We start from the raw sequence: 13,462 nt of genomic DNA on the forward strand, positions 1-13,462 counted from the left end.
TGGTGGCCATGTCCCACACGCGACGCACCTGCCCTGTGCCGCCGACTGCGGCCGGGACCGTCCCGGTCGACCCTGTTCATCGCCCGCTGGACCTGCCGCCGGCACGCGGCCCCGGCGACCGCGCCGTCGTGATGGTGCACGGCTTCACCTCCGGCCCGCACTCGGTCAAGGACTGGGCCCATGCCCTGGCCGAACGCGGCAGCAGGGTGATCGTGCCGCTGCTGCCGGGACACGGCACCTGTTGGCAGGACCTCAACAGGGTCAGCGCCGAGGACCTGCGCGGCGCCGTGCGCGCACACGTGGACCACGCCCTGACCGAGCACCGCCACGTGGTGGTGGCCGGCCTGTCCATGGGCGGGGCGCTCGCCCTGGACGCGGCGGCACACCGCCCGGTGGCGGGGGTGGCCGTGGTGAACCCGGCCCTGTCCTTCGGACAGCCGCTCGCCCATGCCGCTCCCCTGCTGCGCTGGGTGGTCGCGTCCACGGCCCCGGTGGCCGACGACGTCGCGGCCCCGGTCAGCGAGCACGCGTACGAGCGCACCCCGGTCGGCGGCGTCGCCGCGCTCGGCCGCATCCAGCGAGCCGCAGTCCGCGGGCTGCCCCGGATCACCGCAGACGTCGTCTCGTACTGGTCCCCGCAGGACCATGTGGTGCCGCCGTCCTCCCAGGACCGTCTGCGGGCCGGGCTGCGTGCGGCCGCCTTCGAGCAGGTGCGCCTGGAGCGCAGCTACCACGTGGCCACCATGGACCGCGACCTGCCGCTGATCGTGGAGCACAGCGCCGCCTTCGTGGACAGCGTGTGCCGGAAGGCGGCCCGCCGATGACGCCGGACCGCTTCCCGGACGGCCCCGAGGACCACGAGGGCCCCGAAGACCGTCGGCCCTCGGACGACGAGGCGTGGGACGACATCGTCGCCCGCCTCCACCCGGACATGCCCGCGGCCCCGCCGGCCGAGGAGGGGCGTCGGACCTCAGCCGAGGGCGGCCGTCCCGCGCCGCCGCACGAGCCTGCCGCGCCGGCTGCGCCGTGGCCGGTGCTGCACCCCGAGCCCGTCGAGGACGAGGAGCTGCCCGGCGAGTTCGTGCCGCCGGAGCCGCCGCCGGTGCTCAGCGGGCGCCCCTCCCTCGTGCTCGCCGCTAGCGCCCTGCTGCTGCCGATCCTCGCCCTCCTGATCCTGGCGGTCCTGCCGGTGTCCTTGCCCGGCTGGGCGCTGTTCGCCCTCGTGCTGGTCGCCGCCGGCGGCGGCGTGGGCCTGTTCCTGCAGCTGCCCCGACGCGGCGACGGCCGCGGAGACCGCCTCGACCGCGGGGCCCAGGTCTGACCGTCGGGCACCTGCCCTCCCGGGCCCGGACCCGACCACCACGCTGCCGCCTGGACGGATACGGAACAATCCGAGACTGCGGGTATCGTAGACTTCAGCAATGTGATCCCCGCCACGGACTCGGCGGCGGATCTGGTCCCCTCACGTGCACCAGGAGCCTCTATGCAGCAGATCAGCACCCCGCCCGCACCGGCGCTGCCCGCCGAGTCCAACATCACGGACCTGCTCGAGCGCCAGGTGCGCGAGCGCAGCCACGGCATCCTCTTCTCGGTGCCGGTGGGCGAGACCGCGTGGCGCGACGTCACCGCCAAGGAGTTCCGTGACCGCGCCGTCGAGCTGGCCAAGGGCCTCATCGCCTCCGGCATCGGCCAGGGCGACCGCGTCGGCCTCATGGCCGCCACCCGCTACGAGTGGACCCTCGTCGACTTCGCCATCTGGTACGCCGGCGCCGTGACCGTGCCGATCTATGAGACCTCCTCGGCCTCCCAGGCCGCCTGGATCGTCGAGGACGCCGCGATCAAGGCGGTCGTGGTGGAGAACGCCGACCGGCGCAAGACGGTCACCGACGCCGTGCACCGCGAGTCCCTGCCCGAGCTCAAGGGCCTGTGGGTCATCGATCCGGACTCCGGCCTGCCGGGCACCGGCCTGGACGAGCTCGCCGCGGCCGGCCGCGACGTCGCCGACGAGGACGTCGAGGCCCGCCGCTCGCACGCCGGGCTCGAGGACCCCGCGACGATCATCTACACCTCTGGCACCACCGGCAAGCCCAAGGGCTGCCTGCTCACCCACGGCAACTTCGCCGAGCTGTGCCACCAGGCCCTCGAGAGCTCGCTCGGGGACATCGTGAACGAGCGCGAGTCCACCGTGCTCTTCATCCCGCTGGCGCACGTGTTCGCCCGCTTCGTGTCCGTGCTGACGATCGCCGCCGGCGCCCGCTGCGGCCACACCTCGGACCTCACCAAGCTCACCACGGCCCTGCAGTCCTTCAAACCCTCGTTCCTCCTGGCCGTCCCCCGCGTGTTCGAGAAGGTCTACAACGCCGCCCTGCTCAAGGCCCAGGACGGCGGCAAGGGCGAGATCTTCGAGAAGGGCGCACAGGTCGCGATCGCCTACTCCAAGGCCCTGGACACCGGGAAGGTGCCGCTGGCCCTCAAGGCCAAGCGCGCCCTGTTCTCCAGGCTGCTCTACGGCAAGATCCGCGCGGCCATGGGCGGCGAGCTGCAGTACGCCGTCTCCGGCGGCGGCCCGCTGTCCACCGAGCTGGCCCACTTCTTCCGCGGCATCGGCCTGACCGTCCTCGAGGGCTACGGCCTGACCGAGACCACCGCGCCGATCACCGTGAACACCCCGGACGACCTGAAGATCGGCACCGTGGGCCTGCCTCTGGGCGGCAACGCGGTGAAGATCGCCGAGGACGGCGAGATCCTCGCCAAGGGCGTCTGCGTGATGGCCGGGTACCACCAGCGCGACGACGCCAACGCCGAGGCCTTCGACGACGAGGGCTGGTTCCGCACCGGAGACCTCGGCTCCCTGGACGAGGACGGATTCCTCAAGATCACCGGCCGCAAGAAGGAGCTCCTCGTGACCGCCGGCGGCAAGAACGTCGCCCCGGCGCAGATGGAGGACCTCATCCGCTCCGACGCGGTGGTCTCCCAGGTCATGGTCGTGGGCGACGGCAAGCCGTTCGTCGCCGCGGTCGTCACGCTCGACGCGGACACCCTCCCCGGCTGGCTCTCCGCCCACGGCCTGGACTCGGGCATGTCCGTGCCGGAGGCCGCGAAGAACGAGAAGGTCCGCGCCCACATCGCCGAGATCGTCGAGCGCACCAACCAGACCGTGTCCCGCGCCGAGTCGATCCGCGAGTTCCGCATCCTCGACCGCGACTTCACCCTCGAGGACGGCCACATGACCCCGTCCCTGAAGATGCGGCGCGCAGCGATCATGAAGGACTTCCAGGCGGAGATCGACTCGATCTACAACGGCGGCTGATCCGCGCCGGCGGCACCGGCCGCCGCAGGCGCCTGCGGGCCCCGGACCACCCCAGGTCCGGGGCCCGCGTGCGTCCGGCTCAGAGCAGGCCGGAGTCCGGGACGTCGAGGCCGAGCAGGGCGTTCTCCACCACCTCGGACAGGGCCGGATGAATCCAGTACTGTCCCCGAGCCATGGTGTGCGCGTCCAGGCCGAATGACATGGCCTGCACCAGCGGCTGGAGGAGATTCGCCGCCTCGTGGCCCACCAGGTGCGCGCCCAGGAGTCGCCCGGTGCGGCGGTCCGCGACCAGCTTGCACAGGCCGACGGCGTCGTTCATCGCCCAGCCGTAGGCGACATCGCCGAACTCCTGCTCCTTCACCGTCACGTTCTCGGCGCCGACCTCGTCCACCGCCTGCTGCTCGGTCAGTCCGACGGAGGCCACCTGCGGGCGGGAGAACACAGCGGACGGCACCGGGGCCAGTCGGTTCTCGCGCAGGTCCTCCGGATGCACCAGGTTGTGCGCCACCACGCGCGCCTCGTGGTTCGCCACGTGCTTGAGCTGCCAGGAGTTGACCACATCTCCCAAGCCCCACATCCCCTCGACCGGCTCTCCGCCACAGAGCAGCCGCTGGTAGGCGTCCACGGCAAGGACGCCGCGGTGGGTGACGTCCAGGCCGGCCGCCGCCACGTCCAGGGTGTCCACGTTCGGGGTGCGGCCGGTCGCCATGAGCACCACGTCGGCCTCGAGCTCGAGGAACGCCTCGGCCGTCCCGGCGGCCGTGCCCTCCTGCGCGGCACCGCGCCAGCTGCGGGCGAAGCGGACGGTGACGGGGCCGTCGTCGTGCCCGGGGACGATCTTTCGCGGCTCCCAGCCGGTGCGCACGTCCCATGTGCGGGAGGCGATCTCGGTGAAGCGGGCGGAGACGGAGTCGTCGTGGGAGGTCAGCAGCCGTTCGCCGCGGATCACCTGGACCACCTCGGAGCCGAGGCCGTCGAACACGGCGGCGAACTCCACGGCGATGAACCCTCCGCCGACCACCACCACGCGGCGCGGCAGCTCAGGCAGTCGCATGACGGTGTCCGAGGTGTGCACGGCGGGCAGGTCCACGCCGGGAATGTCCGGCAGCGACGGCCGGGAGCCGGCGGCCACCACGATCTGGTCCGCGGTGAGCACCCGCCCGGAATCCGTGGTGAGCTGCTTGGGGCCGGTGAAGCGCACACGTTCCTCGACCACGGTGGTGTAGTCCAGCTCGTCGCGACGGTACCGCAGCCCGCTGTCGCTGATGGCGTCGATGCGGCCGAAGATGCGGTCCCGCAGCGCCGGGAAGTCCACACCCTCGCGGCGCAGGTCCACGTTCACCCGGGCCGCCTCCTGCTCGGAGCCGCCCAGCGAGGCGGGGTAGGCGTACATCTTCGTGGGGATGCAGCCCACGTTGAGGCAGGTGCCGCCGAAGGTCCCACCGTCCACGACGGCGACCCGGCGGCCCTCCCAGGCCTCACTGATCAGGGAGTTGCCGGAGCCGGAGCCGATGATGATCAGGTCGAAGTGCTCGGCGGCCGCAGTCCCGGGGTGGTCGAAGGTGGAGGTGCTGGTCGACATGCCAGCCAGCATAGGCCGGACGCAGCGCTGGGGCGGGCACCGCAGCTGCGGTGCCCGCCCCAGCGGACGCTGCGCCCCTGCGCGGGGCAGGGAAGGTCAGGCCTCGTCGATGACCACGATGAGGTCGCCGCCGTTGACCGGGGTGACGCCCTCGAGGACGACTCGCTTGACGGTGCCGCCCACCGGCGTGGTGATCGCCGCCTCCATCTTCATCGCCTCGATGGTGGCGACCGGGTCGCCGGCCTCCACCGTGTCGCCCTCGGCGACCTGGACGGTCACGGAGCCGGCGAACGGTGCCGGGATCTGGCCGGCCACGGACGAGTCGGCCTTCTCCGCGGTGCGGACGGAGGACTCCACCGAGCGGTCGCGGACCATCACGTGGCGCATCTGGCCGTTGAGGGTGAGCATGACGGTGCGCATGCCCTTCTCGTCCGGCTCGGACACGGACTGCAGGACCGCCAGGAGGCGGACGCCGCGGCCCAGGGAGATGACGTGCTCGCGGCCCGGCACGAGGCCGTAGAGGAAGTCGCGGGTGTGCAGCGTCGAGGTGTCGCCGAACTCATCGCGGTGGGCCTCGTACTCCTTGGTCGGGGCCGGGAAGAGCAGGCGGTTCAACGTGGCGCGGCGCTGCTCGCCGGACTCGGCCAGCACGGCCTTGTCCTCCTCGGGGATCTCGGTCATGCCGGTGCCCTCGCGGCGGCCCTGCAGGGCCTTCGTGCGGAACGGCTCCGGCCAGCCGCCGGGCGGGTCGCCCAGCTCGCCGCGGAGGAAGCCGACCACCGAGTCCGGGATGTCGAAGTCCTGCGGGCGCTCGGCGAACTCCTTCGGGTCCACGTCCCGGCCCACGAGCTGCAGGGCGAGGTCGCCGACGACCTTGGAGGACGGGGTCACCTTCACCAGGTGGCCGAGCATGTCGTCCGCGGCGGCGTACATGGACTCGATCTGCTCGAAGCGCTCGCCCAGGCCGAGGGCGATCGCCTGCGTGCGCAGGTTGGACAGCTGACCGCCCGGGATCTCGTGCTGGTACACCCGGCCGGTGGGGGCCTTGAGGCCGGCCTCGAACGGCGCGTAGATCGAGCGCACGGACTCCCAGTAGGGCTCCATGGCCGCGGCGGCGTCCAGGGTGAGGCCGGTGTCCCGCTCGGTGTGCTCGAGCGCGGCGACGAGGGCGGACATCGGCACCTGGCTGGTGGTGCCCGCCATGGAGGCGGTCGCCACGTCCACGGCGTCCACCCCGGCCTCGGCGGCGGCGAGGAGGGTTGCCAGCTGGCCGCCGGCGGTGTCGTGGGTGTGCAGGTGCACGGGCAGGTCGAACTCGGCGCGCAGGGCGGTGACGAGCTCGCGGGCGGCGGCCGGACGCAGCAGGCCGGCCATGTCCTTGATGGCGAGGATGTGCGCACCGGCGTCGACCATCTGGCGGGCCAGGCCCATGTAGTAGTCGAGGGTGTACAGCTTCTCGTCCGGGTCGGACATGTTTCCGGTGTAGCAGAGGGCGGCCTCGGCCACGGCGGTGCCGGTGGCGCGGACGGCCTCGATCGCCGGGGTGATCTGCGAGACGTCGTTCAGCGCGTCGAAGATGCGGAAGATGTCCACGCCGGCCTCGGCGGCCTCGGCCACGAAGGCGTCGGTCACCTCGGTCGGGTACGGGGTGTAGCCCACGGTGTTGCGGCCGCGCAGCAGCATCTGGATCGGGATGTTCGGCATCTCGGCGCGGAGCAGCTCGAGGCGCTTCCACGGGTCCTCGGAAAGGAAGCGCAGGGCCACGTCGTAGGTGGCGCCGCCCCAGGCCTCGACGGAGAACAGACCCGGCAGGGTGTGGGCGACCGCCGGCGCGGCGGCCAGCAGGTCACGGGTGCGGACGCGGGTGGCCAGCAGGGACTGGTGGGCGTCGCGGAACGTGGTGTCCGTGACGGCCAGCGCGGTCTGCTCACGCAGCGCCGTGGCGAAGCCCTCGGGGCCCTTCTCCTGGAGCACCTGGCGCCAGCCGGCCGGCGGCACGGCGTCCGGGTTGCGGGACGGGCCGTCGAACGGCGAACGGTCCGGCTCCTGGGACTTGTCGCCCGGGTGGGCCGGCAGGCGGTCGCGCGGGTCGATGCCGTCGATGCGATCGCCGTGGGGCTTGTTCACGGTGACGTCGGCCAGGTACTGCAGCACCTTGGTGCCGCGGTCCCGGGACCGGTTGACCTGGACCAGCTCCGGGTGGGTGTCGATGAAGTCCGTGGCCACGTCGCCGGCGAGGAACTGCGGGTCGTCCAGCACGTTCATCAGGAACGGGATGTTGGTGGCCACGCCGCGGATGCGGAACTCCGCCAGCGCACGGCGGGCACGGTGCACGGCGGTGAGGTAGTCGCGACCGCGGCAGGTGAGCTTCACCAGCATGGAGTCGAAGTGCGGGGAGACTTCGGCGCCGGCGTAGATCGTGCCGCCGTCCAGGCGCACGCCGGAGCCGCCGGCGGAGCGGTACGCGGTGATGGTCCCGGTGTCGGGGCGGAAGCCGTTGGCCGGGTCCTCGGTGGTGATGCGGCACTGCATGGCGAAGCCGCGCAGGCGCAGGGACTCCTGGGTGATGCCGAGCTCCGGGAGGGTGGCGCCGGCGGCGATGCGCAGCTGGGCGCCCACCAGGTCCACGTCGGTGACCTCCTCGGTCACGGTGTGCTCCACCTGGATGCGCGGGTTCATCTCGATGAACACGTGCTGGCCGGCGCGCTCGCCCGCAGTGTCCACGAGGAACTCCACGGTGCCGGCGTTGACGTAGCCCATCTCCTTGGCGAAGGCCACGGCATCCCGGTAGAGCGCCTCGCGGATCTCCTCGTCCAGATGCGGGGCCGGGGCCATCTCCACGACCTTCTGGTGGCGACGCTGCAGGGAGCAGTCGCGCTCGAAGAGGTGGACCACGTTGCCGGCGCCGTCGGCGAGGACCTGGACCTCGATGTGGCGCGGGCGCAGCACGGCCTGCTCGAGGAAAACGGTGGGGTCGCCGAAGGCGGTGTCGGCCTCACGCATGGCGGCTTCGAGGGACCCCTTGAGGTCCTCACGCCTCTCCACGCGGCGCATGCCGCGTCCGCCACCGCCGGCCACGGCCTTGACGAAGATCGGGAAGCCGATCTCCTCGGCCTGTTCCAGGAGCCAGTCCACGTCCGCGGAGGGCTCCGAGGAGGCCAGGGTCGGGATGCCGGCGCGCTTGGCGGCACGCAGGGCCTCCACCTTGTTGCCCGTCAGCTCGAGCACGTCGGCCGGCGGGCCCACGAAGGTGATGCCGTTGTCCGCGGCGGCGCGGGCCAGGTCCGCGTTCTCGGAGAGGAAGCCGTAGCCCGGGTAGATGGCCTCTGCGCCGGCGTCCTTGGCAACGCGGATGATCTCGTCCACGTCCAGGTAGGCGCGGACCGGGTGCCCCTCCTCGCCGATGCGGTAGGCTTCGTCGGCCTTCTGACGGTGGATCGAGTTGCGGTCCTCGTAGGGGAAGACGCCCACGGTCTTGGCGCCCAGCTCGTAGCAGGCGCGGAAGGCGCGGACGGCGATCTCGCCGCGGTTGGCGACGAGGACCTTCGAGAAGACGGGTGCGGTGTCGGCTGTGGGGGCCGCGTCGTTGCGGCCGGAGGTGTTCTCGGCAGAGTCGCTCATGCTGGCAGTGTGCCACAACATCTGGACGTGCATCTGCATGTCTCGCTGGGTTCACGCGGGCATGAGACTGCCCCGTCACGTTCGCGCGGTGACGTGGGCGACAGGGCCGGACGCACCCGGCCTCAGCGGGTCAGGAGGCGCTCTGCTGGCGGCGTGCGCGACGGCGGGCGGAGAGCTCGTCGCCGGGGAACTGCTCGGCCTGCGGGAGGTGCTCGCTGGGCAGCTCGGCGAGGGTGCCCTCGACCTCGCGCCACACCCGGCCCACGGCGATGCCGAAGACGCCCTGACCGCCCTGGACCAGGTCGATGACCTCGTCGGCGGAGGTGCACTCGTACACGGAGGCACCGTCGCTCATCAGGGTGATCTGGGCGAGGTCCTCCACACCGCGCTCGCGCAGGTGGCCGACGGCGGTGCGGATCTGCTGCAGCGAGACGCCGGTGTCCAGCAGCCGCTTGACGACCTTGAGCACGAGGATGTCGCGGAACGAGTAGAGGCGTTGGGAGCCGGAGCCGGCGGCCGTGCGCACCGTGGGCACGACGAGGTCGGTGCGCGCCCAGTAGTCGAGCTGCCGGTAGGTGATGCCGGCGGCCTTGCACGCGGTCGGGCCGCGGTAGCCGGCCTCTTCGTCCAGCTGCGGCATGTCGTCGGTGAAGAGGATGCCTTGGTGGGAGCCGACCGGTGCGGGCCGACCAGAACCTGCATGGGGTGTCACGAGTGAGCCCTCCTGGTCTCGGTTCCGCTTCGGGGGAAGTGGGTGCCGACGTCTCGGGCCCCGCCCTCCGGTGACCGTGGAGGGACAGGGTGGGCCGCCGGCGGCGCGGAACCCTTCTCCATGAAGGTACGGTCCCGGGCGTCCCCGGTCAAAGACCTGCCGCCCGCACGAACCGGCGTGTCGCCGGCCGGCGGCCGCCCGCAGGGGCACGACGACGGCCCGTGCCTCCGCCGTCCCCGCCCCGTGCGCACGGGCTCGGCTCAGGCGAAGTCCTCCGGGTCCACGTCGTCGAGGAAGCGGCGGAAGGACTCCAGGTCGTCGGTGTCATGCTCCTGCGCGGGCACGCCCAGCTCCTCGACCACGGCCGGCGGGGCGAGCACGGGGGCCTCGGCCCGCAGCGCCACGGCCACGGCGTCCGAGGGGCGCGCGTCCAGCACGGTGCCGTCGGCGAGCACGAGCTCGCCGAGCACGGTTTCGCCCTCGGTTCCGGTGAGGCGGGCGCAGGAGACGGTGCCGCCCAGTGCCCGCACGGCGGACAGCAACAGGTCGTGGGTGAGCGGACGCGGCGGGGGGACGTCGTCCAGGACGAGCGCCACCGCGGTGGCCTCAGCGGCTCCCACCCACACGGGGACCACCCGGTCCCCCGCCGGAGTGAGCAGCAGCAGGGCGTGGTTCTGGGCGGGCAGGTCCACCCGGACTCCCAGGACGGTGAGGGGGACGTCGTCGGGAGCACTCATCGGCGCGGCCCCTCGGCGAGGGCAGAGACCCCGTCCTCCACGAGCGCGGAGTGCAGGGAGAGCATGGCCTCGCCGAGCCGGCGGGCCGTCTCTGCGGTGCGGGCGCGGGAGTCCTCGTCCCGGCGCGTGGCCAGCGGGGCCACGACCTGCTGCACGAGGCCGAGCTCGCGGTCTGCGGCGGCACGGACGGGCCGGAGGTGGCGCGGTTCCAGGCCGTGCTCGGCGAGGGTGGCCACGGCGGCCACCACGTCCGAGGCGTTCTCCGGGTAGCGGCCCTCGGCATCCGGCGCCGGGAGCAGCGCGTACCGCTCCATCTCGGCCAGGGCGGCCGGGGTCAGCCCATGGGCGGCGCAGAGCTCGTCCCCGGTGAGCCGGCGGGCGGTCGGCTCGGAGGGTGTGGCGCCGGCTCGCCGGGCGTCCAGGGTGTGCCCGCCGGGCAGCGGCTCCGGCCGCTCGCCCCGGTCCAGGGCGTCCAGGTGTTCGCGGATCACCTTCAGCGGGAGGAACTGGTCCCTCTGGACGGTGAGGACGAAGCGGAGCCGCGCCACGTCGTCTGCCGTGAACTTGCGGTACCCGGCCGGGGTGCGCGCCGGGTGGACCAGGCCGCGCTCCTCGAGGAAGCGCAGCTTGGAGGCCGCCACCCGGGGGAACTCGTCCTGCAGCTCCGTCAGCACCTCGCCGATCGTGAGCGTGGACGGCGACGCCCCCGAGTCCTCTCGGGGGCGTCGTGACGTGCGCGGGGCGTCTGCCTGCACGGCGTCCGTGGCCTCAGGCGCGGCCGGGGGCCGTGTAGTAGGTCATCCGGAACTTGCCGATCTGGACCTGCATGCCAGTGCGCATCTGCACCTGGTCCACACGGTCCTGGTTCACGAACGTGCCGTTCAGCGAATTGCTGTCCACCAGCTCGTAGCCCTGCTCGGAGCGGCGGAACTCCGCGTGGCGTCGGGACACGGTGACGTCGTCCAGGAAGATGTCGGCATCCGGATGGCGGCCGACCCGCACGACGTCTTCGTCCAGCAGGAAGCGTGCCCCGTGGTCCGGGCCCTCGTGGGCGACCAGCAGCGCCGAGTCCATGGGCAGCGCGGCGATCGCCTCGCGCTCCTCACCGGACAGGCTGTGATCGGTCACCGGAGCCAGGTCCGGGAGGCTGATGCTCGTGGTGTGGGCCTCAGGCTCGCGGCCGGCCCCGGCCGGAGAGTGGTGCTCCTGCATGGTGTGTCTCGACTCCTGATGAAGGCCCCGAGTCGCTCGGGGCGGGACGGCCGCTTCCTGCGGCGGATGACGTGGTCGCCGTCGTCAGCCGACCTGTGCGGTGTAGGCGGCGGCGTCCATGAGGGCGTCCATCTCGGACGCGTCGGACAGCTCGACCTCGAACAGCCAGCCGCCCTCATACGGGGCGGTGTTGACCAGGCCCGGCTCGCCGTCGAGATCCTCGTTGACGGCGGTGACCTTGCCGGACACCGGGGCGAAGATGTCCGAGACGGACTTGGTGGACTCGACCTCCCCCACGGCGGACCCGGACTCCACGTCCGAGCCGACCTCCGGCAGGTCGACGTAGACGACGTCGCCCAGGGCGTCCTGCGCGAAGTCGGTGATGCCGATGCGCACGGTGCCGGCGGCTGAGGCCTCGGCGATCCACTCGTGCTCGGCGGAGTACTTCAGGCCCTCGGGAATGGCGGTCATGGCGGTGTCTCCTGTGTCAGTCGACGGACGGCGATGTCACTGCACATACTAACGGAGATGTGACGCGTTCCACGCCTCGGTCTCCCCCGGACGCACCGCGCCCCCGGTGCGCGGCGCACCGGGGGCACGGGGCCGTCGTCGGGAAGGACGGACGGAAGACGGCTCCGACCGGGTCAGTCGATGCCGCGCATGGCGCGGTGGACCGGCTTGACCACCAGGAGCATCAGCACGCCCACACCCACGGTCACGGCGCCGATGACGCCGAAGTAGGCGGCCTCGTTGTCCGGCGAGTAGGAGCCGGCCAGCGAGCCGGCCGCGGCGGTGCCGAGCGCCACGGAGAGGTTGTAGAGGGCCACCATGAGCACCGGGAACGCGGCCGGGGCCAGCTTCGTGGACAGGGACAGGCCCACCGGAGAGACCAGCAGCTCGCCGACCGTGGCCACGAACAGGATCAGGGTCAGCCACAGCAGCGGGACCGCGGCCACCGGGGCCATCGGGATGAACAGCAGGAAGGCCACGCCGATGGCGATCAGGCCCAGGCCGAACTTGGCCGGGGTGACCGGCTGGCGGCGGCCCAGCTTCGTCCACAGGGCGGCGAACAGCGGGGCGAACACGATGATGAAGATCGGGTTGATCGAGTTCACCCACTCCATCGGGATGTCCCAGCCGAACACGCTGCGGTCCAGGCGCTGCTCCGAATAGATGGCGATCACAGTGAACTGCTGCTGGAACAGGGCGAAGAAGACGGCGGAGCCGATGAACAGCGGGATGAACGCCTTCACGCGGGAGCGCTCGGCCGCGCTGACCTTGTCCGAGCGCAGCAGCACCGCGAAGATCGCCACGGCGGCGACGGCGGCCACCACGACCACGGCGTCGGCGAGGTTCCCGATGTTCAGCACACCGGTGGCGAAGAGGACGGCCACCACGGCCAGGGCGATCACCGCGACCAGGGCGGTGCGGCCGTAGGCGGAGCGGGGCAGGCGGTCCGGGACGGCGTGCACCTCGCGCGGCAGGGAGCGGCGGGCGACGGCGTACTGGACCAGGCCGATCGCCATGCCGACGGCGGCCAGGCCGAAGCCGACGTGGAAGCCCCAGGCCTCGCGGGCGGCGCCGGTGACGAGCGGGCCGATGAGGGCGCCGACGTTCACACCCATGTAGAAGATGGAGAAGCCGGCGTCGCGGCGCGGGTCCTCACGGGAGTACAGGGCGCCCACCAGGTTGGCGGCGTTCGCCTTCAGGCCGCCGGAGCCGACGGCCACGAGGGCCAGGCCGAGCGCCAGTCCGGCGTAGCCCGGCACGAGGGCCAGGGCGATGTGGCCGAACATGATGAGCACGGCGGAGTAGAACATGGTCCGCTCCGAGCCGAGCAGGCGGTCGGCCACCCAGCCGCCGAGGATGCAGAACACGTACACGAGGCCGCCGTAGGCGCCCACGATGCCGGTGGCGACGGCCTCGTCCATGCCCAGGCCGCCGCGGGTGAGCTCCCAGCTCATGTAGTACACGAGCATGACCTGCATGCCGTAGAAGGAGAATCGCTCCCACATCTCCACGGAGAACAGGTTGGCCAGCTGGCGCGGCTGGCCGAGGAAGGTCTTGGTCTCGCCGGTCGTGTCGGCGGCGGTCGGGGTCTCTGGCGACGGGGTCGTCGCACTGTCGTTCGGTGTCATCACCGGCGGTAGTGTGCTCTCCTTCACGTTCCGGGGCAATGGCCTCGGCCGGAGTGTCGCAGTTCCGTCGGTGAGAATTCCCACACTCCGTTCAGGGTCCGCGCCCGCGCACGTAGGGTGTCCGAGTGCCGCAGTACCGAGACCTCACCC

At 72.2% G+C, this 13,462-nt stretch carries 11 protein-coding genes; 3 read left to right on the plus strand and 8 right to left on the minus strand.

The features are described from left to right. Positions 1 to 8: 8 nt before the first annotated feature. The 3 genes from MLY01S_RS01695 to MLY01S_RS01705 all read left to right on the plus strand — a co-directional run bounded on the left by MLY01S_RS01695 (position 9) and on the right by MLY01S_RS01705 (position 3,310). The gene (locus MLY01S_RS01695; RefSeq protein ID WP_082739513.1) at positions 9 to 824 is read left to right on the plus strand and encodes an alpha/beta hydrolase; all 816 of its coding nucleotides are present in this window, start codon (positions 9 to 11) and stop codon (positions 822 to 824) included. Further along, positions 821 to 1,321 carry a hypothetical protein gene (locus MLY01S_RS01700; RefSeq protein ID WP_135103261.1) on the plus strand — a complete coding sequence of 167 codons (501 nt, stop codon included), beginning with the start codon at positions 821 to 823 and terminating at the stop codon, positions 1,319 to 1,321. Before MLY01S_RS01695 ends, MLY01S_RS01700 begins: the two co-directional genes overlap by 4 nt. A gap of 162 nt (positions 1,322 to 1,483) precedes the next feature. Next, complete coding sequence (locus MLY01S_RS01705) at positions 1,484 to 3,310, plus strand: AMP-dependent synthetase/ligase (protein WP_067188710.1); 1,827 nt, start codon at positions 1,484 to 1,486, stop codon at positions 3,308 to 3,310. 79 nt (positions 3,311 to 3,389) lie between these two features. Here the strand turns inward: MLY01S_RS01705 and MLY01S_RS01710 are convergent, their stop codons facing one another. The 8 genes from MLY01S_RS01710 to MLY01S_RS01745 all read right to left on the minus strand — a co-directional run bounded on the left by MLY01S_RS01710 (position 3,390) and on the right by MLY01S_RS01745 (position 13,312). After that, positions 3,390 to 4,892, minus strand: a complete 1,503-nt coding sequence (locus MLY01S_RS01710) for a mycothione reductase (protein ID WP_067188712.1) — start codon at positions 4,890 to 4,892, stop codon at positions 3,390 to 3,392. A gap of 96 nt (positions 4,893 to 4,988) precedes the next feature. After that, positions 4,989 to 8,513, minus strand: coding sequence for a pyruvate carboxylase (locus MLY01S_RS01715; RefSeq protein WP_067188732.1), 3,525 nt, complete (start codon positions 8,511 to 8,513; stop codon positions 4,989 to 4,991). 130 nt (positions 8,514 to 8,643) lie between these two features. Then, positions 8,644 to 9,225: a MerR family transcriptional regulator gene (locus tag MLY01S_RS01720; RefSeq protein ID WP_067188714.1), complete on the minus strand. Its 582-nt coding sequence runs from the start codon at positions 9,223 to 9,225 to the stop codon at positions 8,644 to 8,646. A 260-nt stretch (positions 9,226 to 9,485) separates the two neighbouring features. After that, positions 9,486 to 9,962 (minus strand): bifunctional nuclease family protein, encoded by a 477-nt coding sequence (locus tag MLY01S_RS01725; protein WP_067188715.1) that lies wholly within the window; start codon positions 9,960 to 9,962, stop codon positions 9,486 to 9,488. Next, the gene (ftsR, locus tag MLY01S_RS01730; protein WP_082739515.1) at positions 9,959 to 10,717 is read right to left on the minus strand and encodes a transcriptional regulator FtsR; all 759 of its coding nucleotides are present in this window, start codon (positions 10,715 to 10,717) and stop codon (positions 9,959 to 9,961) included. The genes MLY01S_RS01725 and ftsR overlap by 4 nt, the downstream gene beginning before the upstream one ends. Positions 10,718 to 10,730: 13 nt before the next feature. Further along, complete coding sequence (locus tag MLY01S_RS01735; protein WP_067188717.1) at positions 10,731 to 11,174, minus strand: FHA domain-containing protein; 444 nt, start codon at positions 11,172 to 11,174, stop codon at positions 10,731 to 10,733. An 84-nt stretch (positions 11,175 to 11,258) separates the two neighbouring features. After that, positions 11,259 to 11,645: a glycine cleavage system protein GcvH gene (gcvH, locus tag MLY01S_RS01740; RefSeq protein ID WP_067188719.1), complete on the minus strand. Its 387-nt coding sequence runs from the start codon at positions 11,643 to 11,645 to the stop codon at positions 11,259 to 11,261. 173 nt (positions 11,646 to 11,818) lie between these two features. Next, entirely contained in the window at positions 11,819 to 13,312 is a 1,494-nt protein-coding gene (locus tag MLY01S_RS01745) for a peptide MFS transporter (RefSeq protein WP_067188721.1), read from the minus strand. Positions 13,313 to 13,462: the final 150 nt, after the last annotated feature.

Origin of the sequence: Micrococcus lylae NBRC 15355 (assembly GCF_001570885.1) — a bacterium.
Lineage (GTDB): Bacteria > Actinomycetota > Actinomycetes > Actinomycetales > Micrococcaceae > Micrococcus > Micrococcus lylae.